Source organism: Campylobacterota bacterium, assembly GCA_040752835.1.
Taxonomy (GTDB): domain Bacteria; phylum Campylobacterota; class Campylobacteria; order Campylobacterales; family Sulfurimonadaceae; genus Sulfuricurvum.
Genome location: JBFMGG010000006.1, coordinates 169,787 through 190,860, shown reverse-complemented (window position 1 = coordinate 190,860; position 21,074 = coordinate 169,787). Strand labels below are relative to the sequence as shown.

The following is a 21,074-nucleotide window of genomic DNA, read 5'->3' as shown; positions in this document are numbered from 1 at the left end:
AAAATTATATTGTTGATTTAAGTATCCTGCCGATATAATAAGAAAAACCCATAAAATCGGTAGGAAGCAGCAGTGACGAAACGGTATACGACCTATAAACGGCTGATCGCAAAGACGGTCATACTTTCACTTTTGGCGAGTCTGGCGGTAGCGTTCGTATACGGTATTTTCATCAAGCAGCGGGCAATTGACGACCTCGCCCGGGTCGATGCCCGCAAAACGAGCCGGATGGCGTTCGAAGCGCTCTATTCGGCGATGGAAAAAGGGTGGAGCAAAGAGGAACTCGACGCGATCATCGTCCGCCTCAACGACGTCGAACCCGACATGCGGATCAACGCCTACCGAAGCCCGATCGTCGCCGAGCTGTTCGGAGACCGAGAACACGACAAACAGGCCAGGGAGCACGATCCGATGGTCATGAAGGCGATGAAAGGCGAAGAGATCCTTACCGGCGACGACGAGATCCGCTACCTCTACCCCATCGTCGTCAAGCAAGAGTGCCTCAGCTGCCATAGCAACGCCAAAATCGGGGACATCAACGGTGTCATCGACGTCCGTTTCCCGGTCGCCAACCTCAAAATCTCCCTGACGACGATGGTCAATTCGTTCATCATCTTTTTCGTTATTTTCACGGTCCTGATTTTCGCCATCCTCTATTTCCGCCTCAATTCGCTGCTGGTTCAGCCCCTGAAGCAGTTTATCGGGATGATTCAGGACATCATCCACCAAAACGACATGGGCAAACGGGTAACCCTCAAAACGAAAATCCTCGAGGTGAAAAATATCGAGAGCTACGTCAACAAAATGCTCGATTCGATCCAGGACTATTACGAAAAGCTTCAGCACCTCTCGGACCGCGACTACCTCACGGGGCTTTACAACCGCCGCAAATTCGAAGAGTTCCTCTCCTACGAGATTAAACGTTCCGACCGCCACCGCCACAAATTTTCGGTATTGATGATCGATCTGGACAACTTCAAATACATCAACGATACTTACGGGCACGCGGCGGGGGACGTCGTCCTCAAAGAGGTGACCGAAATTCTGGGGAGCAATCTCCGCAATGCCGACATTCTCGCCCGGATCGGGGGGGACGAGTTTGCCGTCATCCTCCCCGAAACACCGTACGAGAAGGGGTACGTCGTCGTCGAAAAACTCCGCTCGAGCCTGGAGAATTCGCCCATTTCACTGATGTACGACCAGATCAAGCTGACGGCGAGTTTCGGGGTCGCCGAGTACCCAGAGCAGGGGGAAAACATCGAAGCGCTGCTGACGGGGTCGGATCTGGCGATGTACAAGGCCAAACGGGCGGGGAAAAACACGATCGCCCGCGCCGACCAGACCGATCAGGAGATGGCGGCCGAGATTCAGAAAAAAGGGGAATTCCTCCGCCGCGCGATCGACGAAGGGCGGGTCGAGCCGTACGTTCAGCCCATCTACAACGTCAAGACGAACAAACTCTTCGGGTACGAAGTGCTCGCCCGCATCCGCGACGGCGAACGGGTGATGGCGGCGGGACAGTTCATCGAAGTGGCCGAAAGCCTCGGGATGGCGTGCAAAATCGATAATATTGTCCTCAGCAAAGGGCTTGCGGCGCGGGAAGAGAAAAAGCTGTGGGACATCGAGTTTTTCTTTAACCTTTCGACCAACAGCCTCTTTCACGGCAATTACATCGAACAGATCAAAAGCCATTACGGCAACGATCCCAAAAAGAAAAAGCACGGCGTGACCATCGAGATTCTCGAACGGGAAGCGATCCACAACGTCAAAGGGCTTATCGAGATCATCGAAGGGATGAAAAACGAGGGGATCAATTTCGCCCTGGACGACTTCGGATCGGGATTCTCGTCATTCGTCTATCTTAAATATTTCGATGCCGAGTACGTCAAAATCGACGGCGAATTCGTCAAGAACATCACGGTCAACGAGAAAGACCGCATTTTCGTCAAGCACATCAACCAGATCGCGCAGGAGTTCGGCAAGAAAACGATCGCCGAATACGTCGAGGACGAAGAGACCCTCGAGGTGCTCCGCGAGATCGGGGTCGACTACGCGCAGGGGTATTACTACGGCTATCCCAAGCCGATCTAAACGCTCGAGGAAGAGGGCGGGGAGTCTGTGTGACTCCCGGCAAAGAAGGGGTTATGTGAGGATTTTTTTGGCACACTCGTTGATGCGTTTGCCGTCGGCCTGGGCGCCCAGGGTTTTGGAAGCGGCTCCCATCACCTTGCCGATCTCTTTCATCGAAGCGGCCCCCACTTCGGCGATGATGGAACGCAGTGCGGTTTCCAGCTCCTCGTCGGAGAGCTGTTTGGGGAGATAGGTTTCGAAAATTGCCGCTTCGGCAGCCTCTTTTTCGTAAAGGTCCTCGCGCCCCGCTTCGCGGTACTGGCTCATCGCTTCGTTGCGCTGTTTGACCTGTTTTTGGATGATTTTGATGACGTCGTCGTCGCTGAGTTCTTTGCGTTCGTCGACTTCGATCTGCTTGAGCGCGCTGGACAGGAGACGCAGCGCGTCGCGGCGCGCGTTGTCTTTTTCTTTCATGGCGGTTTTGATATCGTTGTTAATCTGCTCTTTGAGGCTCATGGATTTCCTTGGAACTCTTTTTGCTTAATTATAGCCAAATTAGACCGGGATACCTGAATGCGCGCACCACTTTACCTCTCCATCCTCTCTGCCGCAGTGCTGCTCGGCGGCTGTACCGCACGCCTTACCGATCCGGAGATGGACTTTCAGCCTCCCAAATACGTCGAAGAGATGCCCTCGCGCGAAGAAGAGAGTGCGTTCGCCTCGCGCGGAAGCCTGTTCGGGCAGGGGGACAGTCCGCTCTTTTCGGACCACAAGGCGATGCACGTCAACGACATCGTGACCGTGGTCATCTCCGAAACGGTCAAAAGCTCCAACACCGCCAGCAAGGCGCTCACCGAAGCCGATACGCTCGGTCTCAACGGCGGCCTATTCACCTCTACGGGGCAGAATTCGGCGGTCAATTCGGCGGTCAACAAGCTCAACGGGCTCGCCAACATCGGTTTCAGCGCGGGATCGAATTCCGATTACGCCGGTTCGGGAACGGCGACGAAAGACGCGTCGTTTACGACCACCGTGTCAGCGCGGATCGTGAAAGTGATGGCCAACGGCAACTATTTCATCACCGGCCGCCGCGAAATCATGGTGGACAGCGAAAAACAGATCATGCAACTCAGCGGCGTGATCCGTCCCTACGACATCGACCAGAACAACCAGATCAATTCGGCGAAAATCTCGGATGCGAAAATCATGTACGTCAACCAGGGCGATATCGACCGTTCGGTCAATCAGGGATGGGGGAGCAAGCTCGTCCACGCCGTCTGGCCGTTTTAAAATTTATCGTATCACTTCGAGCGGGTTGATGTGGGCGTTACGCTGGGTTACCTGAAACATCAGCTCGCGGGCGACTCGGCCGATGACCGCTCCCTGCCGGAGGCGTTTACCTACTTCGACGGTGGGGGCGATTTTGTCCAGGTGCGCATAGATCGTATGTAAGCCGTTGTCGTGTTCGATAATGACGACGTTGTCGAGCATCGCGGTGGGTTTGGCGAGGATCACCTTGCCGTTGAAAACCGCTTTGACTTTTGCGTCGCTCTCGGTCGGGCGCAGCGAGACCGATTCGTTAAAGATTTTGATCCCGTAGATCGGATCGGTGTAGGGGCCGAAGCGTTTCGTGACCACGTAGCCATCGAGCGGAGCGATCGTCCGTTCCCCCGAATAGGAAGAGACGTTCGAGGGGCGATATTCGGCGACCGCCTGTTTGACGTCGGCCGGGACCGGCTTGGAACCCGGTTTTTGGAGAGGCTGCTTGGCGGCGACTTTTTTGGGCCGTAGCGATTCGCGCTTGATGATGTTGAGGCTCGCGAGGGTATTTTGGAGCGAGCGCTGCTGTTTGAGGATCCGGTTGAGCGATTTGACGTAGTCTTGTTTCTCTTTTTCGAGGAGGGCGATCGCTTTTTCGGTCTCTTTTTTCGTCTCCAGAACGGTGTTTTTCTGGCGGTCGATCACCGCGATGGACTGTTTGAGTACGGTCGTCTGCGACGAGAGCCCCGCGATCCGCTCGGCGTTCATCGCAAAGAGGGTGTTGAGCTCCTTGATTTCGGCATTGATCTGTTTGAGGTGGAGTTTGAGCGCCTCTTCGGTGATGATCGCATCGGCTTCTTTGGCCCGGTCGTCGTTGATGAGCAGCGAGATCGAGGTGTTGCGCGCCAGGGCGAACACGAGCCGCTGTTCGATCTCGTTTTGGGTTTTGATCAGCATGTTCTGCTGGGCTTCGAGCTGACGCAGGGTCATTTTGTTGGTGTTGTAGATCGTCTCTTTGGACTTGAGCTCTTCGACGAGGGTATTGAGATGCTGCTGCTGGACGGTGACGACCTGCTTTTGCTTGATGATCTTCTGCGCCGTTTCGTTGAGCTTGGCGTTGAGCGTCGAATAGGTCTGTTTCGTCTGGCTCAGTTTTTTGGAGGTATTGTGGATCTTGTCGTCGATTGCGGCGGCATCGAGCGAAGCGTACAACAGTGACGAAGCGAGGAGAGAGGCGAAGAACTTCATCTATTCCTCTTCGTCGTGCCCGATGACGATCGTCAGGGTCAGTACGATCGAGACGCCCAGCGCGATGGCGAGCGAGCGGACGGCGTCGTTGACGAAATCGAACAGCTGGATGCTGATGCCGACGGTGCGCAGCAGCTGGTCCATCCAGCCGTACTGGTCGATGACGAAAAACGCCAGACACATGATGATCGTCGCGATAATCGCATCGACGATGGCCAGGCGGAACAACACCGCCGAACGGAGCCACACCGGGGCGCCGAAGAGGGCCATGATGCTCATCCGCTCCGCGTGCTGGAACTGCCACAGGCGCATCTCTTTGAGGATCAGCAGCGACGTGACGGCGGCGATTGCGATCGAGAAGATCTGCACGACGTCTTTAAAGAGGAGCATCAGTTTGTAGACCGTATCGTGGGTCTGTGCGTACCCCTCGACCCGCTCGATCGCCGAATGCTTCTGGAACCGTTTCTGGAGCGTTTCGATCTCGTAGGGGGTCGGAAAGCGTCCCAGGTAGATGCGGTAGAACTTCGGCAGGGTCACCTTGAGCAGTTCGAGGTTTTTCTTGCTCATCTCCCCTTTGAGACGCTCGAGCACCTGGTCGGTCGCGATCGGCTCGCTCCGCTCGACGAGTTTATCGAGAGCTTTGAATTCCGCTTCGCTGAGGCTTTTGTTCGCGACGACAATGATCGAATAGTCCTGTTTCAGGCGGTCTTCGTACGCGGCGATGGTGCGGTCGACGGCAACGTATATCTGGACCGAGAACAAAACGGTAAAGAGGGCGACGATGAGGGAAATATGGTTTTTAAGCGATTTCATGGATAGTCCCCATATCGATATGGAAATGTTTGTACGGCACCGTTATGGACGAAGGGATGTTGTGGGTGACGACGACGATCGTGGTTTTGAGCTGAGTGTTCGCCCCCTCCAGCAGATTCCAGATCACCTGCGAGGAGTATTCGTCCAGATTCCCCGTCGGTTCGTCGGCGAGGATGAGGATCGGGTTGTGGGCCAGCGCACGCGCCATCGCGACGCGCTGCTGCTCTCCCCCGGAGAGTTCGGGGGGGTATTTGCCCGCCTGATGGATCAGTTTGACGTGCCCCAGCAGCTTTTGGACCTGCGCGCCGCTGACGTCTTTGGTGTAGCCCGAGATGATGAGCGGGAGCATGACGTTCTTTTCGATCGTCCACTCTTTGATCAGTTTGTAATCCTGAAAAACAATCCCGATGTGGCGGCGCAGAAAGTTGAGCTTCGAGGTACTGATGCGGTTCATTTTCACCCCGCCGACGACGAGTTGCCCGGCACGGGGTTCGATGGCGCCGTAGAGCGATTTGAGTAGTGTCGATTTTCCGCTTCCGCTCGCCCCGGTGATGAAGACGAAACTTCCCGCATCGATGCTGAAAGTTGCTTTGGAGATGATGGTTTCGAAGTCTTTGTAGGAGAGGGAAAGGTTTTCGGCGATGATCACTTTATCCATGGAGCAACTCGTTTAGTAAGGTATGGGCGGCGAGATTCGCGCGCGATCGGACCGGCAGCGAGGGGTAATAGCGCGTCCGCCCCGGTTCGACGATGACGTAACAGCTTTCGGGGCGGTCGAAACTCCCCATCGCCAGACGCAGCATCACCGCATCGGGTTCGATCGAGAAAGTCCGCTCGACGTGCAGGAATCCCCAGTCGCGTTTGAACGTTTCGCTTCCGATCCGGCCCGGTACCTCTTTGGGGTTTTGGGTCGAACCGAACGAAAAATCGCCGATCGCTTCGGCTTCGGGGCTCTCGGTTTCACAGGTGAAAATGACGTCGTAAATGTTTTTTTCCAGGCGCTTCCAGCGGTCTTCGTATTTGCTGCTGATGGCGATGTCGCGGTTTTTGTAAACCTCGAAGCGGCTTTGGCCGGGGGAACTGAACGTTTCGAGCGCGTAGCGGTAGTACTCTTCGCTGTCGGTGCGCAGTTCCAGCGTTCCCCCGATTTTGAGGGCGCGGATCGATTCGTTCAGAAACGCTTCGGAGATGACGCGTCGATGGGGTTTTTTGTCCCAGGGGACTGGAAAATGGACGTAGATGCGGCCGACGACGTTGGAGGGGACGAACTCCAGAAACAGCCGCGCGTCGTAGTCGAGCACCATGACGTTGGAGAGGTTGCGGATCGAGACCTGCTTGAGCGCCTGCTCGATCGAGGGTTTGTGGATCTCCAGCCCGATGAAGAGGACGTCGGGATGCGTTTGGGCCTGATGGAGAAGGTGGCGTGCCGACCCGAAGCCCACTTCGATCCGTACTTCGCGCTCCGTCGGGAAATTGTCGGCGAAAAACGTGATCGTCTTGAGGGCGTCGTGGGTTTTGAGATGGGTGTTTTCGGGTGCGTTGTCGACATTCGAATCGAGGATGTTGAGCCCCGCGCACTCGGCATAGGCCAGCAGCGCGTGTTTGACGATGAAATTCGGGGAAGGACGGGTGATCTTGTCGCACTTGAGAAGCTCTTTGGCCTCGGTTTTTTTGTGGACGAGGAAAAACTCCCTCCCTTTGTAGCGGGTCGCGATGAGCGATTCGTCCCCCCGTCCGGCGTTGCGGGCGATAAAGTCGAATTCCACGTCGCCGCAGCGGGCGGGGAAGGGGGGTGTCGTAAACGATTCGAGATGCAGATGCGGCATAGGCGTTATTTAACCTCGTGGACGAGTTCGATCGCTTCGGTCGGAACCGAGCGGATACCGTTCGAATCGACCCCGATGATCTCGTAGAGATAATGGGTGTTGGGTTTGATGTCCGCGTCGCGGAACGACGTCGCCGTGATGTTGTTGATGTCGACGCTCTCGCGGCTGATCCAGCTTGTTTTCGTCGTTTTTACGATCGTGTAGTTGACGGTGCGCGGATCGCCGCTTTTCCATTGCAGTTCGACCGCTCCGCCGACCACTTTGCCCTCGTAGGCGATCGGAGTCTGGGGTTTGGAAAGGGTCGATCCCTGCACGGCGACCGAGGTCAGAGGGCTTTCCAGCCCGTCTTTGTCCACCGCCGTGATTTTGTAAAAATAGAATTTCCCGTCTTCGTTGATCGTGTCGGTAAAATTGGTCGATTCGAGTTTGACGTGGTATGCAAACGATCCGCTCGGCGACGTCGCACGGTAGATGTTGTAGTGGGCCAGGTCGGTGATCGGACTTTTTTCCCATGCGAGGGTGATCGCACGCGGCAGGTTGTTGGTCGCGGTGACGTTTTTGATCTCCGGAGGGAGGGGTTTGGTGATCACTTTGGTCGTTTCGCTGGGTTCGGTGACGAGTTTGTCGTAGGTGACCGCCTTGATGCGGTAGTGGTAGACCTGGCCGTCTTTGAGATCGCGGTCGATGTACTCGGCGTTGAGACGCCCGCTGATCGTGGCGATCTTGTTCCATTTCTGGTCGTTGGCTTCCTGACGCTCGATCTCGTAGCCGTTGATTTTTCCGTTGGGGTGCGGACGCCACAGCAGTTTGGCGCTGCGGGGCATGTTGCCGACCGACTGGAAAAAACTCACCGGCGCGATCATCGGGAGGGTTTCGATTACCATCGTTTCGCTGCCGACCGACTCGCTGCCCGCCGAAGTAAAAGTGGCGAAACGGTACTGGTAGTGGCTGCTGGGTTTGAGGTCGCTGTCGACGAAATGGGTCGCGTAGCGGCTGTCCACCGTCGCGATGCGGTGCAGGTTGGGATCTTCCCCGCCGGGGGTGTCACGGTAGACGTAGTAGCCTACGACCCGCATGTCTTCGATCGGTTTCCATTCGAAAGCGGCGGAGGTGATGTCGGCGATGTAGCCGTTCATCGACGGAACCGGCAGGGTCGAGTCGATGGTGACCGTTTTCTGGGGGGCGGGCTGGGGTGCGCAGCCGCTAAAGAGACTCAGTGCTAAAGCAACGCTCAATGGTATTCGGATCGATGAGTGCATGCAGTTCCTTCGCGTCAAAATGTTTGTGTAGGTATTCTTCCATCACGGGGTCGGGCGCAGCGGTAAACGTGACCCTTTTCCCGGTGCTCGGATGGGTGAAATACAGGTTGTAGGCATGAAGCAAGATACGTTCCATCCTCGCGCTTTTGGGGTGGCTTCCGTAGAGATGGTCGCCGATGATGTGACGGCTGATCGACTCGAGGTGGACGCGGATCTGGTGGGTCCGTCCGGTGTAGAGTTTGCAGGCGATCAGCTCTTCGGTACCGTCGTGGCTGGGGAGGAGTTTGCGAAACTCGGTTTTGGCGTTTTTGCCGTGTTCGGTGATCGCCATTTTAAGACGGTTGTGGCTGCTGCGCCCGATGGGGCGGTCAATGAGGGTCACTTCGTCTTTGAGGGGAGGGGTGATCACCGCGAGGTAGAAGCGCCCCATGCTCTTGTCCTGCAACTGTGCCGAAAGGGCTTCGTGCGCGCGGTTGTTTTTGGCGACGACCATCACGCCGCTGGTCCCACGGTCGAGCCGGTGGACGATCCCGTGGCGCTCCTCGCCGCTGAGCGTCGAGAGGCTAACCCCCTTGTGCTTGAGCCAGTCGACGAGGGTGGGTTCCTTGACGCTGGGGGCGGGATGGACGGTGAGGGCGCTGGGTTTGTTGATGACGAGGACGTCGTCGTCTTCGTAAAGTACTTCGACGTCGAAATCGATCGGCTGGGGCGGGGTCGATTTGGCTTCGGGGAAGACGACGCGGACGTTCTGTCCCCCGCGCAGCTTCAGCCCTGCTTTGGAGGTCGCTTTGCCGTCCACGCTGATCGCGTCCTGCTCGATCAGCTGGACGATCTGGTTGCGCGTCTGCTCCAGTTTGTGAGAGAGAAAAACATCCAGACGGACGCTCTCTTGGTCAACGGTAAAAAGTTCGTGCTCTCTCATTGAAATCCTAGAGGGTAAAGTGTGATGGGTTCTAAACGTCCGCTGTGCTACAATTAGCAAAAAAAACAAGGACTGTAGTGCTTAATATTGACCGGCGAATTTTAGCACACTTTGATTTCATTACGATTATTTTGCTGATTCCCCTCATTTTGACTTCAGGTTGGCTCATTTTTGAAATCCATCCCGTACTGGGACAAAAACAGATGGTCTACACCTCCGTGGGGATCGGCGTGTTTATCGCGGTGTTCTTGCTGCCGGTCCGCCGGATGCTCTGGATGATCCCGATCATGTACTGGACGGGGATTTTGCTGCTGCTGGCCGTCGAGTTCGTGGGCCATTCGCGTCTGGGGGCCAAACGGTGGATCGAAATCCCCTTCGTCCATTTCACCCTCCAGCCCTCCGAGCTCATCAAACCCGCGTTCGTCCTCATGCTGGCGTACCTGATCAGCCGCAACCCTCCGCCGCGCGACGGTTACGGCCTCAAAGATTTCGCCAAGCTCTCTTTTTACATCCTGCTGCCGTTTTTCCTCATCGCCAAGGAACCGGACCTGGGGACGGCGACCGTCCTGGCGCTGCTCGGGTTCGGGGTACTCTTCATCGTCGGCGTCAAATGGAAAATTTGGGTCGGTCTGGGGATCGCGTTCGTCGTCTCCCTGCCGCTCATCTACACCCAGCTCCACGATTACCAGAAACAGCGTCTGCACGATTTCGTCGGGGAAAAACCGAGTTACCAGGTCGAGCAGTCGATCATCGCCGTCGGTTCGGGGGGCTTTTTCGGTAAGGACAAAGAAGACGCTACGCAAGCACAGATGAAATTCCTCCCCATCGCGTCGAGCGACTTTATTTTCGCCTACGTCGTCGAGCGGTTCGGATTTTTCGGGGCGTTTTTGCTCATCTCGCTCTACGCCGCGCTGATCATCCACCTGCTGCTCATCGCCGCCTGGGCCGAGGATTATTACATCAAGGTCGTGGCGGGGGGATTGTCGCTCTTTTTCTTCATCTACATGAGCGTCAACATCGCGATGACGATCGGGTTTGCCCCCGTGGTGGGGGTGCCGCTGCCGATGTTCAGCTACGGGGGGAGCAGTTTTGTCAACTTCATGGTGATGTTCGCGATCCTCGAAAACCTCCTCGCCTACCGTTTCCGCTATCTCTACACCGACACCGGCAAAAAAAGCTTTGTCTAAAGTAGGAGCGACTATAATGCGCTCCTCCGAATGGGTCTTTAGCTCAGTGGTTAGAGCCACCCGCTCATAACGGGTTGGTCGTAGGTTCAAGTCCTACAAGACCCACCATCTGCATTTGATTTCCAAAAATATTTACTCATGCTTATGTTAAAATCTGATTCATCGTCGAGTTTCAATAAAAAATGCGGTTGAATATGCCAGCCAACTGAATGATGTACTGCATTAGCCTGATTAATGGTAAACAAGTGGCGAGATATTATGTATGATCTCTCTCTTTGGATGCAGACAGAGCAGATCATTGGAAATTAAAAAGCTTGATAACTGATTTTTGGACATAGATGGAAGATGATTTATGGAAGGAATAAAATCATTGAATTTAGATAAAGTTATCATAGAGTTCATAAACTCAAATTTTTCTTCTATTGCAGCAAATGGGATTGTTTCTATAGCGATTTCGACAATAGTTTTATATTTTTTTATTCTTTTTCAATCCAACAAAGTTAAAAAATATAAGATTGAACATTTTAATAATTTGAAACGTTATATTGATTCGATAACGCCTTTAATTCATAATAATCCTAAAGCTTATTTAATCGAAGAAGGCTTTTTTTGCTATTCAGGGAAAAGACTTAATGTACATGAAATAGCTTTTTTATTGTCATTAGAAAATAATGCTTTAACTTTTATTGAACAATATTCAAAAGTAAAAATGTATCTTGAAATTAAAAATTCTAGGCTTTCTTTTAAAAATTTTTACCGTAATGGGATTTTTAGAAGAATAATGAAGGCTTTAAATTATTTTGGCTATCTATTATTTTTTGGATTCGCTATGTTTTTAATTTCAGTGTTATTTGAAGAAAGATTCGAATTAATAAGTACTGAAGTCATTGTTATGATGTTTAGTTCTGCTTTATTGGGGTTGTTGATGTTATTCAAAGCGATAGCTATTGGAACAGCTGAAAAACTATTTGATTCATATTGATTATGGTTCTGGCTGAATCAGGGGGGAGGATGAGGTTACTCGTCCTCTTCTTCGGCCCTGCGCAGGGCAAATTTGAGGACGACGAACAAAACCCCGGCGGCGGCGAACAAAATCCAGAACGTTTCCATGACATCCTCCTCTTTCGCAACATTATAACACGCTGACGGAGACGGCGGCAGCCCTCAGGGCAAAGAGGAGTTTGAGGAACGGCGGATTATACTCTCTCATTCCGAGCGAGGAGAGGCGATGACCCCTTATGTAATGACCAGCGAAAACGTCCGTATGCCCGCACTGATTTACGGGACGGCGTGGAAAGAACAGCGTACCGCCGACCTGACCGAAATGGCCCTGAGGGCGGGATTTCGGGGGATCGACACGGCTTGTCAGCCCAAACACTATAACGAAGCGGGGGTCGGCGAGGCGATCGGTCGGATGCGAGCGCAGGGGGTCGATCGCTCCGAACTGTTCGTGCAGACCAAATTCACCCCTCTCGCAGGCCACGATCCCGCCCGGGTCCCCTACGATCCGGCCGCGCCGATTGAAGAGCAGGTGGCGCAGTCGTTTGCCGTCTCACAGGCCAATCTGGGGACCCCTTACGTCGATTCGCTGGTGCTCCATTCGCCGCTGCACCCCTATCCGATGCTGCTGCGCGCGTGGCGGGCGATGGAAAAGCTCTACCGCGCCGGCGTCGCCCGTCAGCTGGGGATCAGCAACTGTTACGATCCGCAGCTGCTGATCCGGCTTTATGCGGATGCCGATGTCAAACCCGCGGTGGTGCAGAACCGTTTTTACGCCCAGAACGGCTACGACCGTGAACTGCGCTCATGGTGCCGCCAGCGGGGGATCGTCTACCAGAGTTTCTGGAGTCTCACCGCCAACCCCCACCTGCTGGAGAGCCGCGAGTTTTTTGCCCTGACGCAGAAATACGACAAAACCGAGGCGCAGATCCTGTACCGGTTTCTCAACCACTGCGGCATCGTTCCGCTGATCGGCTCGACCTCTCCCGAGCACCTGCGCGAGGATCTGGAGATTTTCGATTTCGAGCTCTCTGTGGGAGAGGTCGCGGTGCTGGAGCGGCTGCTTGAGAGCGAGAGCGCTTGACAAACCCCGCGCGATTTGGGGATACTTTACGGTGAAAAAGGAAGTGCCGTGAAACTACCGATCCTCGTTTTGCTGTTGTGCGCGCAGCTGGCCTGTGCCAAAGTGCTCAGCGCCACGTACGAGGTCTCTTATGGGGTGTTCGACACGCTGGGGGTGGCGGATGCCCGTTTCGAGACGCGCGAGGACGGAACCTACACGATCCGCATCGAAGCGCGCACGAGCGGGATTGCCAAAGTCCTCTCCAACAACCGCGTCGAAATCTACGAAAGCCACGGGATACTCAAAGACGGCAGGCTCATCCCCCACAAATACGCCAAGACGCGGCGCACCGATTCGAAAAAATCGATCAAAATCTACACCTTCGACCACGAGGCCAAAACGGTCTGGCGCGAGACGATCGAGCGGGACGAATGGGATCGGGTCAAAAACGACTATTACGCCTCCGAAGACATCCTGAGCCTCTTTTTCAACTTCAAACATTACCTGCAGTCCAGGCAAAACCGTTCTTTGCAGGCGGTGGGGGGAAACAAAAAAGACGGTCGGATCGACGTCGTGTTCCCCGAAAAAGAGGAGCTCTCACGGATGCGGGGGAAGCTCGAAACTTCGGGCGGGGAGTTTTTGAAAGTGGTGCTTAACGACCGCATCTTCGCCAGTGAAAAAGGGGAGCTGCTGATCAACCTGGGCAGCGACGGGCTGTGCGAAAAAGCGGTCCTCGAAGACGTCCTCTTTTTCGGGGACATCGTCGGCAGACGGGTGCGGTAGGCTCAGATATCGATTCCGAGCACTTCGCGCAGCAGCACGTCGAGGTCTTCGCGCGTCGCTCCGGCGAACGCGTTTTCGACGAATTTATTGATCCCTTTCCCATCGTGCGAGACGACGGGGACGATTTTGATCCCCGTAATCTCGGACATGAAGTGCGATTCGTCCCCCTCTTCGTAGGCGTGCAGGAGGATCGAGCGCGAAAAGTTGTTGAGGATGTGGTAGTAGATGTGGAGAAATTCGGCTTCGAGCACCCGCAGGCCGTAGAGGTGGGTGACGAGGCGGGTTTCGTGGCTGACGATCGGGTGGACCTGATCGGGTTTGACCGTGATGCCGATCTCTTCTTTGATCTCGCGCACGAGCGCGTCGATGAGGCTTTCCCCTTCGTTGACCGTTCCGCCGGGGAACCCCATCCGTCCGTCCCAGCGGTCGATCATGATGAACGCGGGGCATTTGAGATGCCGGATGTCGTCGTTAAAGTATTTCCACGGGGAGATTTCGTCGACGTAGATGGCGAGGAAGACGGCGTTTTTTTTCGACGGGTCGGTCTGGCCGAAAGGGACTCTCTGGATGGTCATCGTAGCGCTTTTTTTAGCGCAATTATACCCTAAACGCTCCAGCGGTGCAGGGGAATGTAGAGCGATCCTTCGGGGCGGAGGCGGCTGGCGTAGAGGACGATTTCGCGCTGCAATCGGCCCGATGGGGGCGATCCGGCACACTCGCGCTCAAAGGCTTCGCGATCGCTGAAACGTTTGACCCGCATGAGGGTGACGTGGGGTGCCAGATGTGCGGGGGGGAGCTCCAGACGCGGTGCGAGGCGCTCATAGAGCATCTGCAGCGAGGGGTTGCGGGTCGTCGCGACGAATACGCGTGCCGAGGGGAAATAATCCCATCCCTCCAGCGCGGAAACCTCGAACGTGCGGTCGATGGAATCGACGGCGTCGATCACCCGTTCGGGGGAGAACCGCCCGGCGAAAAAAGCGATCGTGGCGTGCAGCCCCGCTTCGTCCCGCCAGCGTCCCTCGAGCAGTCCCGAAAAACGGTCGCGAATCCCCGCATAATCGTCGAGGAGGACGGGGACGGCAAGAAAAAGGCGTGGAGCGTTCATGGGATAATTGTACCGCATCGGAACGTTTTTACGTTATTTTTACACTTTGCGGGCATGATACACTCGAATAATTCCATCATCGGGGGAGCGGGAGATGCGTAAAGCACTGTTGATCCTGCTGTGCGCGGTCTCTTTGGCGTACGGCGGAACCAAGAAGTTCGTGGTCGATCTGACGACGGGGGAGACGCCGACGCTGATGACGCGGTTTTTCGGCGGAGTTCCGGGAACGGCCGATCATTTTGTCGCTCAGGGGGATCGGGTCGAAATCGCCGTCGTCATCCACGGCGAAGCGTACAAATATTTTGTCCGGAATCTCGAAAACACCCAGTACGGGGTCGATGAAAAGCTTGCTGCCGATCAGGAATCGATCCTGCAGCGGCTTGAAGCGATGCGCAAAAAATACAACATCACGTTCGAAGTGTGCCAGAGCGGGATGCACCGCAAAGGGATCCTCACGGAGGACCTCTATCCGTTCGTTCGTCCGATCCCCTCGGCGATGATCGGACTGGTCAAATGGCAAAACGAGGGGTATTCGTACATCCCGGTGCACTGATAAATCATGGCTTAAGCCAATACGGGTTATACTTTCGACCGTGATGCGGGAGTAGCTCAGTTGGCTAGAGCGTCAGCCTTCCAAGCTGAATGTCGCGAGTTCGAGTCTCGTTTCCCGCTCCACCTCTTCTTTCTTTCAGAACTTCAGACAATCCCTTTTTCAAACGATGACCAGCGGCACAAACCGGAATCCCGGCACTTCGTACGCGTCCACTTTCCCCTCTTCGAGTTTCGTGATCCGCCAGACGCTGTCGCGCACCGGCATGACGAGTATGCCACCGATTTTGAGCTGTTCGAGGAGTTCGCGGGGCATTTTCGGGGCGCAGGCCGAGACGAGAATGCGGTCGTAGAGCTCTCCGGGTTTTCCCAGCACCGATGCTCTCGCAGGCTCGATGGAGGCGTTTTTGACACCGGCTTTGCGGAGGTTTTCGCGTCCGTAGGCCACAAGACGCTCCAGCCTCTCGACCCCCTCGACGAATCCCGTTTCTCCCACGGCGCACGCGAGCAGCGCCGTCGTCCATCCCGATCCCGACCCGATGTCGAGGACCCTGTCTCCGGGACGGGGATCGAGGAGCTCGAGCATAATCGCGACCGTGGTGGGTTGTGAAATGGTCTGCCCCTCGCCGATCTGGAGGGGATAATCGCCATAGGCGCTGCCGCAGAGCATTTCGGGGACGAAACGGATCCGGTCGCAGTGTAAAAAAGCGTCGATCAGGCGGGGGGAGCCGAGCGAGCCGTTGGCGATCAGATGCTCCACGAGGAAACGGTTGCCCTCCATCGCTGTCCCTTTCGAAAAAATAGATGACGTCCATGATAACCAATTTGTGAGATTTATGTGAAAAAAATTGCCGTTTCGGATCGGAATTCGGCCGTTTTGCTACGTTTGTGCTATGGTCGGATCGTATAATTCCCGCTTATACCAGCCGTCTGATTCGAAAGGCGGCTTCTTACACTATTTCTTGCAAGAGGTTGATTTTATGGACCGTTTTACGATTAAAACCAAGCTGACTCTCGTCTCGTGGTTCGTCTCCCTCGCTTTTATCGCCGTGGCGGTGCAGTCGCTGCTTTCGACGAAAGAGGAGCTGATGAACGCGAAAAAAACGATGCTGACGACCCAGATCGATACCGTCAGCTCTTTGTTCGCCTATTACGACGGCGAGGCCAAAGCGGGGCGGATGAGCCTCGAAGAAGCGCAGGCCGCCGCTAAAGAGCACGTCAAAAACCTCCGTTACCGTGGGGAAGAGTATTTTTTCATCCTCGATACCGAGGTTCGGGGGGTGATGCACCCGATCAAGCCGAAACTGGACAATACCGATCTCTCCGACATCAAAGACCCGGAGGGAAAAGCGCTGTTCGTCGAATTCGCCGAGACGGCCAAAAACGATAAAGAGGGGTATGTTTCCTACCTCTGGCCCAAGCCTGGCAGCGAAGAGCCCCAGCCGAAACTGACGTTCGTTCGTTTGTACGAGCCGTGGGGATGGATCGCGGGGAGCGGCGTCTACATCGATGACGTTAATGCCGAGTTTCGTGAACTTGCGGTGCAAAAAGGCTCGGCGGTCGCGGTGCTGATCGCACTGATCGTCGCAGGGCTTTTGGCGATCCAGCGTTCGGTGGGCGGGAAACTCTCGACAATGGAAGCGATGGCGAGCGAACTGGCCGGCGGGGACGGCGATCTGACGAAACGGCTCGATATCAAGGGCAACGACGAACCCGCCCGTACCGCGGCATCGATCAACGCGTTCATCGCCGCGGCGCAGACTACGGTTCAAAGCGCGAAACGGGCCGCCGAGGAGAACGCGTCGGTCGCGACCGAGCTGTCGCAGACATCGCTGGCGATCGGCCGACGGATGGAGGACGAATCGGTGCAGATCGATGCGATCCATCAAAGCGCCGAACAGGTGATCGCCCATCTGGTACGTTCCAAACAAGAGAACGAAGAGACCTCCGCCGAAGTCGAAGACGCCAGCCGGATGCTCGGGGAGTCGCAGCGCGAACTCTCGACGATGATCGAGATGGTCCGCGACAGCGTCGAAGTCGAAGCCGAATTCGCCCGCAAGCTCCATGAACTCACCGGCAACGCCCGCCAGATCCGTGAAGTTCTTTCGGTGATCGGCGAGATCGCCGATCAGACGAACCTTCTCGCACTCAACGCCGCAATCGAGGCGGCGCGCGCCGGAGAGCACGGACGCGGGTTTGCCGTCGTCGCCGACGAGGTGCGCAAACTGGCCGAACGGACGCAGGGGAGCCTGACGCAGACCGATGCGACGGTGAGCATGATCGTCTCGTCGATCGAGGAAGCGTCGGTACAGATGGGACAAAACGCCAAAAAAATCGAGCAGGTCGGGGAAAAATCCCAGACGGTCGGTGAGAAAATCGCGCAGACGGCCGAAGTGGTCCGCCATACGACCCGGGCGATTTCGAAACTGGTCGAAGAATCCGACGCCAGCACGAAAGAGGTGCAGGGGATTGCTCAAAGGCTTTCGGCGATTACCGAACTCGCCCGCGGTAATACCCGCAGCGTCGAGGAGATCGCGACCACGGCCGAACATCTCCACGGCATCGCCGAAACGTTGAACAACAACCTCGGACGGTTCCGCGCTTAGAGTTTGTCGGGATTTTGACGTTTAAATGTTATCTAAAAGCCCGATCCGCGAGGATGGACGCTATAATATTCCATTACAAAAGATCCGGCCGTAGAAAACGTGTGCCGATTCGCAAAAGGGGAATGGGTGAACAGCGGAATGAAAATCGTCATCGTCGATGACGAATCGGTGAACCTGATGCTGCTCGAAGTGATCGTCCGTCAGGAGGGATACGACCCCCGCATTTTCGACAACCCTTTCGATGCCCTCGAATACCTGGAGGGGAACGAAGCCGATTTGCTGATGACCGATTTCAACATGCCCGGACTCGATGGGATCGGCCTGCTTGAAAAGGCCAAAGAGCTCCAGCCCAAAATCAAAAGCATCATGATCACCGGAAACGAGGAAGAGTCGGTGCGCGAACAGGCGTTTGCCAAAGGGGTGAACGATTTTCTGAACAAGCCCTATTCGCAGACCGAAGTCAAACTCCGGATCAAAAACATCCACATCCTCCGGATCGAGGAGCGTTCGCGCGAAGCGCTCCGGGAACGCGAACACGAAGCGCTCCGCATCCTCTCCCGAACCGCCGAATACAAAGACCCCGAAACCGGGTCGCACATTGCCCGCGTGGCCCATTACTCGAAAATGCTCGCACGCCTCTGCGGGCTGGACGAGGAGGAACAGGAGCTGATCTTTTACGCCGCACCGCTGCACGACATCGGGAAAGTGGGGATCGAGGACGCGGTACTGCTCAAACCCGGCAAACTCGACGAAGCGGAGTTCGAACGGATGAAAGCCCACAGCGACGTCGGATACGAAATCCTCGCCGATGCCCAAAACCCCTATCTCGCGGCGGGAGCGGTTATCGCCCGCTCGCACCATGAAAAATACAACGGGACGGGATACCCTTACGGTTTGAAAGGCGAAGAGATACCGCTCTATGGCCGGATCGTCGCGATTGCCGACGTGTTCGACGCGCTCACCTCGATCCGTCCCTACAAAAAAGCGTGGAGCTTCGAAGAGGCGATGGCGCTGATCGTCCGCGAAAAGGGGGAACATTTCGACCCCGTGCTGGTCGACCTGTTCGTCCAAAGCGAAGCCGAGATCCGCGAAATCTTCGTCCGTTTCGGGGCGGAGTGATCAGTCGATAATATACTCTTCGAGGTCGATCTCCTCGGTTTCGAGGATCGCTTCCAGGGTCAGGACGCCGTGCTGTCTGGCCCCTTCGTTTGAGCCGCTGATGAGGGGATGCCATTGCGGCAGGCTTTTGCCGTGATGGCGGAGGCGGTAGGCACAGGTTTCGGGGAGCCAGTCGAACTCGGCGGTCCGCTCTACGGTGAGTTGGGTACATCCCTCGACCCGCTCAAAGCGGTTCGCATAGTCGCCGCAGCATCCGCCTGCGAGATCGTAACACCGGCAGACGACGCGCGTCGTGAGGACCGGATCGTCCTCTTCTTCGCCCTGGAGGCGATGCAGGCAACAGAGTCCGCACCCGTCGCAGAGGGCTTCCCACTCTTCAAAATTCAGTTCATCCAGCCGTTTGGTTTCCCAAAATCGTTCGTGTGTCGTTTTCATGGCGCAAGTGTAGCATTATTTGGGTTTATTGGTAAGCGCGTAGATGAATCGGAAGACCTCGGCGACCGCGACGTACAGTTTTTCGGGGATCTCCCGGTCGATTTCGACTTTGCTGAGCAGTTCGACGAGGTCTTCGTCACGGCGGATGGGGAGGTTGTGGAGTTCGGCGACTTTGATGATGTTCTCCGCACTGCTTCCTTTGCCCGAAGCGACGACGCGCGGCGCCCTCTCTTTTTCGCGGTCGTACCGCAGTGCCACCGCTTTTTTCATACCGTCACCTCGAACCCGTGGTCGGTGAGGGTGCCGTGATCGTCGTATCCCCCCGTTTGGAGGGATTCTTTCATGTCGGCGATCCGTATCCGTCTGGGGGTGAGTCCCGCGTCGATCAGGAGGCTTCTTAGCTCCGCTACGTTGTCGGTAAGCAGCGTTTTGAACTCGGGGTTTTGCGTATGCGCCTGGATTTCGATCTGGGTTTCGTCGTAAAGGGCCATCATGAGGTTGAGCTCGCCGTACTCTTTGAGCCGGAGGTTGATTTCGCAGTAGAACTTTTTCCCTTCGCTTTTTTTGAACCCGAGCGACCCCTCTTCGAGCATCTCCCATGCAAAGGGAAAATAGACCGATGTCGAATTGCCCAGCCCCGAGAGGAGCTGGTGGTAGTCGATCTGGGTGAGGAGCCGGTCGACGTGCTCGCGCAGTTCGGCGGCTTTGGGATCGGGGGAGGCCTGAAGCTCCTCGGAGAGGGTGAGGAGCCGGGCTTTGAGGTCGCTGCCCAGCGATTTTTCGAGGAGGGTATCGAGATTCAGCGCTTCGGGATCGGTAAATTCGGCGATTTGGGCCAGCAGGGCGGGAAGCTCTTCGGAGAGGGAAACATCGGCCGATGCGAGGAGGGTTTCGAACGTTTCGGCCAGGCGCTCGATGCCGTTTTGGAGGGTAGCTTCGGCGGCGGAGGGGGAACGGAGCACCCTCAAAAGAGATTCGATCGAATCGAGCAGCGTATCCGAAGCGGGATCGGAACTGCGCAGCAGCAGGGTATAGAGCTCACCGAGCGCGGTTTTGACCTCTTGCGCGGCCTGCGGGGAGGGCGGGGTCGGAAGCGGTTCGAGCGACGCGGCGATAGAGACGAGTCTGTCGACCAGTGCGGCGGTCTCCCTGGCGTAGAGGAGGTCGTTTTTGGCCAGCGACCCGCGCAACCCCTCGACAAATCCCCTGAGCGCTTCGGAGAAGGCCGCGGCCGCTTTGGGAGAGGGTGAAAAATTTGCCTCAGCGGCGTTTTTGGGATCGGGTGCGGTCTGCGCCAACACGGGGTTTTTCAGCAGTTCACCGAGGACGCGCGCATGCTCTTTTATCGGTGGACGGTTGCTTTGGACGAGGAGGGTTTCCAATGCTTCGAGCGTTTGTTTCAGGAGGGGGAGGGTCTCAAGGGCGCGGGCGATTTTGGATTCCATGAATACGCCGCTTTGGAGGAGCTGGGTCTGGAGCGCCGGCGCGCTGATGGCGGAAGCCTGTTTGACAAACGGGGTGAGGATTTCGGTTTTGGCGGCCAGTTCCGGCGAACTTTTGAGCTCCTTGATCAAGCCGCCGAGGTTGTCCGAAAAATTGCCCATCTGTTTGAAAGCCGGGGCGTTTTTGAGGATGTCCAGCAACATCTGGTCCGATTTGGCCGAGGTTGTTTTGTCCTGAAACAGCGACGTGAGGAGCGACCGGACGTCCTTGCCCTCTTTAAGCGTCGAGAGTTGTTCGGGGGTGGCGTTTTTGAGCGCCTCGGCGAGCGCCTTGTTGGTGTTGGGAAGGATGATGCTGACGCGGCCGTCGGTTTTAAGCTGTATCATG

At 55.9% G+C, this 21,074-nt stretch carries 22 protein-coding genes and 2 tRNA genes; 11 read left to right on the top strand and 13 right to left on the bottom strand.

Features of this window, described 5'->3' with window-relative positions:
- Window positions 1-72 precede the first annotated feature (72 nt).
- Complete coding sequence (locus tag AB1763_05360) at window positions 73-2,091, top strand: diguanylate cyclase (GenBank protein ID MEW5832245.1); 2,019 nt, start codon at window positions 73-75, stop codon at window positions 2,089-2,091.
- 51 nt (window positions 2,092-2,142) lie between these two features.
- On the opposite strand, the gene AB1763_05355 is transcribed toward AB1763_05360, so the two are convergent.
- Window positions 2,143-2,586 (bottom strand): GatB/YqeY domain-containing protein, encoded by a 444-nt coding sequence (locus AB1763_05355; protein MEW5832244.1) that lies wholly within the window; start codon window positions 2,584-2,586, stop codon window positions 2,143-2,145.
- Window positions 2,587-2,643: 57 nt separating this feature from the next.
- On the opposite strand from AB1763_05355, the gene flgH reads away from it, so the two are divergent.
- Window positions 2,644-3,360, top strand: coding sequence for a flagellar basal body L-ring protein FlgH (flgH, locus tag AB1763_05350; GenBank protein ID MEW5832243.1), 717 nt, complete (start codon window positions 2,644-2,646; stop codon window positions 3,358-3,360).
- Window positions 3,361-3,363: 3 nt separating this feature from the next.
- Here flgH and AB1763_05345 read toward each other — a convergent pair whose 3' ends face one another.
- From AB1763_05345 to AB1763_05320, 6 genes are read right to left on the bottom strand one after another with little or no spacing between them, the layout of a single operon-like run.
- On the bottom strand, window positions 3,364-4,578 hold the full coding sequence (locus AB1763_05345; protein MEW5832242.1) for a peptidoglycan DD-metalloendopeptidase family protein: 1,215 nt from the start codon (window positions 4,576-4,578) through the stop codon (window positions 3,364-3,366).
- Window positions 4,579-5,391: a cell division protein FtsX gene (locus AB1763_05340; protein ID MEW5832241.1), complete on the bottom strand. Its 813-nt coding sequence runs from the start codon at window positions 5,389-5,391 to the stop codon at window positions 4,579-4,581.
- Entirely contained in the window at window positions 5,378-6,049 is a 672-nt protein-coding gene (locus tag AB1763_05335) for an ABC transporter ATP-binding protein (protein ID MEW5832240.1), read from the bottom strand. The genes AB1763_05340 and AB1763_05335 overlap by 14 nt, the downstream gene beginning before the upstream one ends.
- Complete coding sequence (trmB, locus tag AB1763_05330) at window positions 6,042-7,217, bottom strand: tRNA (guanosine(46)-N7)-methyltransferase TrmB (GenBank protein ID MEW5832239.1); 1,176 nt, start codon at window positions 7,215-7,217, stop codon at window positions 6,042-6,044. The genes AB1763_05335 and trmB overlap by 8 nt, the downstream gene beginning before the upstream one ends.
- 5 nt (window positions 7,218-7,222) lie before the next feature.
- Entirely contained in the window at window positions 7,223-8,476 is a 1,254-nt protein-coding gene (locus AB1763_05325; GenBank protein MEW5832238.1) for a fibronectin type III domain-containing protein, read from the bottom strand.
- Complete coding sequence (locus tag AB1763_05320) at window positions 8,421-9,398, bottom strand: RluA family pseudouridine synthase (protein ID MEW5832237.1); 978 nt, start codon at window positions 9,396-9,398, stop codon at window positions 8,421-8,423. Before AB1763_05320 ends, AB1763_05325 begins: the two co-directional genes overlap by 56 nt.
- 77 nt (window positions 9,399-9,475) lie before the next feature.
- On the opposite strand from AB1763_05320, the gene AB1763_05315 reads away from it, so the two are divergent.
- From AB1763_05315 to AB1763_05295, 5 genes are all read left to right on the top strand, one after another.
- Window positions 9,476-10,585 (top strand): FtsW/RodA/SpoVE family cell cycle protein, encoded by a 1,110-nt coding sequence (locus tag AB1763_05315; protein ID MEW5832236.1) that lies wholly within the window; start codon window positions 9,476-9,478, stop codon window positions 10,583-10,585.
- 32 nt (window positions 10,586-10,617) lie between these two features.
- A tRNA-Ile gene (locus tag AB1763_05310) sits at window positions 10,618-10,693 on the top strand.
- Window positions 10,694-10,937: 244 nt separating this feature from the next.
- Window positions 10,938-11,567, top strand: coding sequence for a hypothetical protein (locus AB1763_05305; GenBank protein MEW5832235.1), 630 nt, complete (start codon window positions 10,938-10,940; stop codon window positions 11,565-11,567).
- A 246-nt stretch (window positions 11,568-11,813) separates the two neighbouring features.
- Window positions 11,814-12,668, top strand: coding sequence for an aldo/keto reductase (locus AB1763_05300; GenBank protein MEW5832234.1), 855 nt, complete (start codon window positions 11,814-11,816; stop codon window positions 12,666-12,668).
- A 48-nt stretch (window positions 12,669-12,716) separates the two neighbouring features.
- Entirely contained in the window at window positions 12,717-13,430 is a 714-nt protein-coding gene (locus AB1763_05295) for a DUF3108 domain-containing protein (protein ID MEW5832233.1), read from the top strand.
- 2 nt (window positions 13,431-13,432) lie between these two features.
- On the opposite strand, the gene AB1763_05290 is transcribed toward AB1763_05295, so the two are convergent.
- The gene (locus AB1763_05290; GenBank protein MEW5832232.1) at window positions 13,433-14,005 is read right to left on the bottom strand and encodes an NUDIX hydrolase; all 573 of its coding nucleotides are present in this window, start codon (window positions 14,003-14,005) and stop codon (window positions 13,433-13,435) included.
- A gap of 29 nt (window positions 14,006-14,034) precedes the next feature.
- Entirely contained in the window at window positions 14,035-14,535 is a 501-nt protein-coding gene (locus AB1763_05285; GenBank protein ID MEW5832231.1) for a hypothetical protein, read from the bottom strand.
- A gap of 94 nt (window positions 14,536-14,629) precedes the next feature.
- Here AB1763_05285 and AB1763_05280 point away from each other — a divergent pair, with 94 nt between their 5' ends.
- Window positions 14,630-15,088, top strand: a complete 459-nt coding sequence (locus tag AB1763_05280; protein ID MEW5832230.1) for a DsrE family protein — start codon at window positions 14,630-14,632, stop codon at window positions 15,086-15,088.
- Window positions 15,089-15,133: 45 nt separating this feature from the next.
- A tRNA-Gly gene (locus AB1763_05275) sits at window positions 15,134-15,210 on the top strand.
- A 37-nt stretch (window positions 15,211-15,247) separates the two neighbouring features.
- Here AB1763_05275 and pcm read toward each other — a convergent pair.
- Entirely contained in the window at window positions 15,248-15,865 is a 618-nt protein-coding gene (gene pcm, locus AB1763_05270; GenBank protein ID MEW5832229.1) for a protein-L-isoaspartate O-methyltransferase, read from the bottom strand.
- A 199-nt stretch (window positions 15,866-16,064) separates the two neighbouring features.
- On the opposite strand from pcm, the gene AB1763_05265 reads away from it, so the two are divergent.
- Together AB1763_05265 and AB1763_05260 are read left to right on the top strand one after the other, a co-directional pair.
- Complete coding sequence (locus AB1763_05265; protein MEW5832228.1) at window positions 16,065-17,690, top strand: methyl-accepting chemotaxis protein; 1,626 nt, start codon at window positions 16,065-16,067, stop codon at window positions 17,688-17,690.
- 126 nt (window positions 17,691-17,816) lie between these two features.
- Window positions 17,817-18,809 carry an HD domain-containing phosphohydrolase gene (locus AB1763_05260; protein ID MEW5832227.1) on the top strand — a complete coding sequence of 331 codons (993 nt, stop codon included), beginning with the start codon at window positions 17,817-17,819 and terminating at the stop codon, window positions 18,807-18,809.
- Here the strand turns inward: AB1763_05260 and AB1763_05255 are convergent, their stop codons facing one another.
- From AB1763_05255 to AB1763_05245, 3 genes are read right to left on the bottom strand one after another with little or no spacing between them, the layout of a single operon-like run.
- Window positions 18,810-19,244 (bottom strand): YcgN family cysteine cluster protein, encoded by a 435-nt coding sequence (locus tag AB1763_05255; protein MEW5832226.1) that lies wholly within the window; start codon window positions 19,242-19,244, stop codon window positions 18,810-18,812.
- Between the two features lie 15 nt (window positions 19,245-19,259).
- A complete protein-coding gene (locus AB1763_05250) occupies window positions 19,260-19,514 on the bottom strand; it encodes an EscU/YscU/HrcU family type III secretion system export apparatus switch protein (GenBank protein ID MEW5832225.1) in 255 nt (84 codons plus the stop codon).
- Complete coding sequence (locus AB1763_05245; GenBank protein MEW5832224.1) at window positions 19,511-21,073, bottom strand: flagellar hook-length control protein FliK; 1,563 nt, start codon at window positions 21,071-21,073, stop codon at window positions 19,511-19,513. The genes AB1763_05250 and AB1763_05245 overlap by 4 nt, the downstream gene beginning before the upstream one ends.
- Window position 21,074 lies beyond the last annotated feature (1 nt).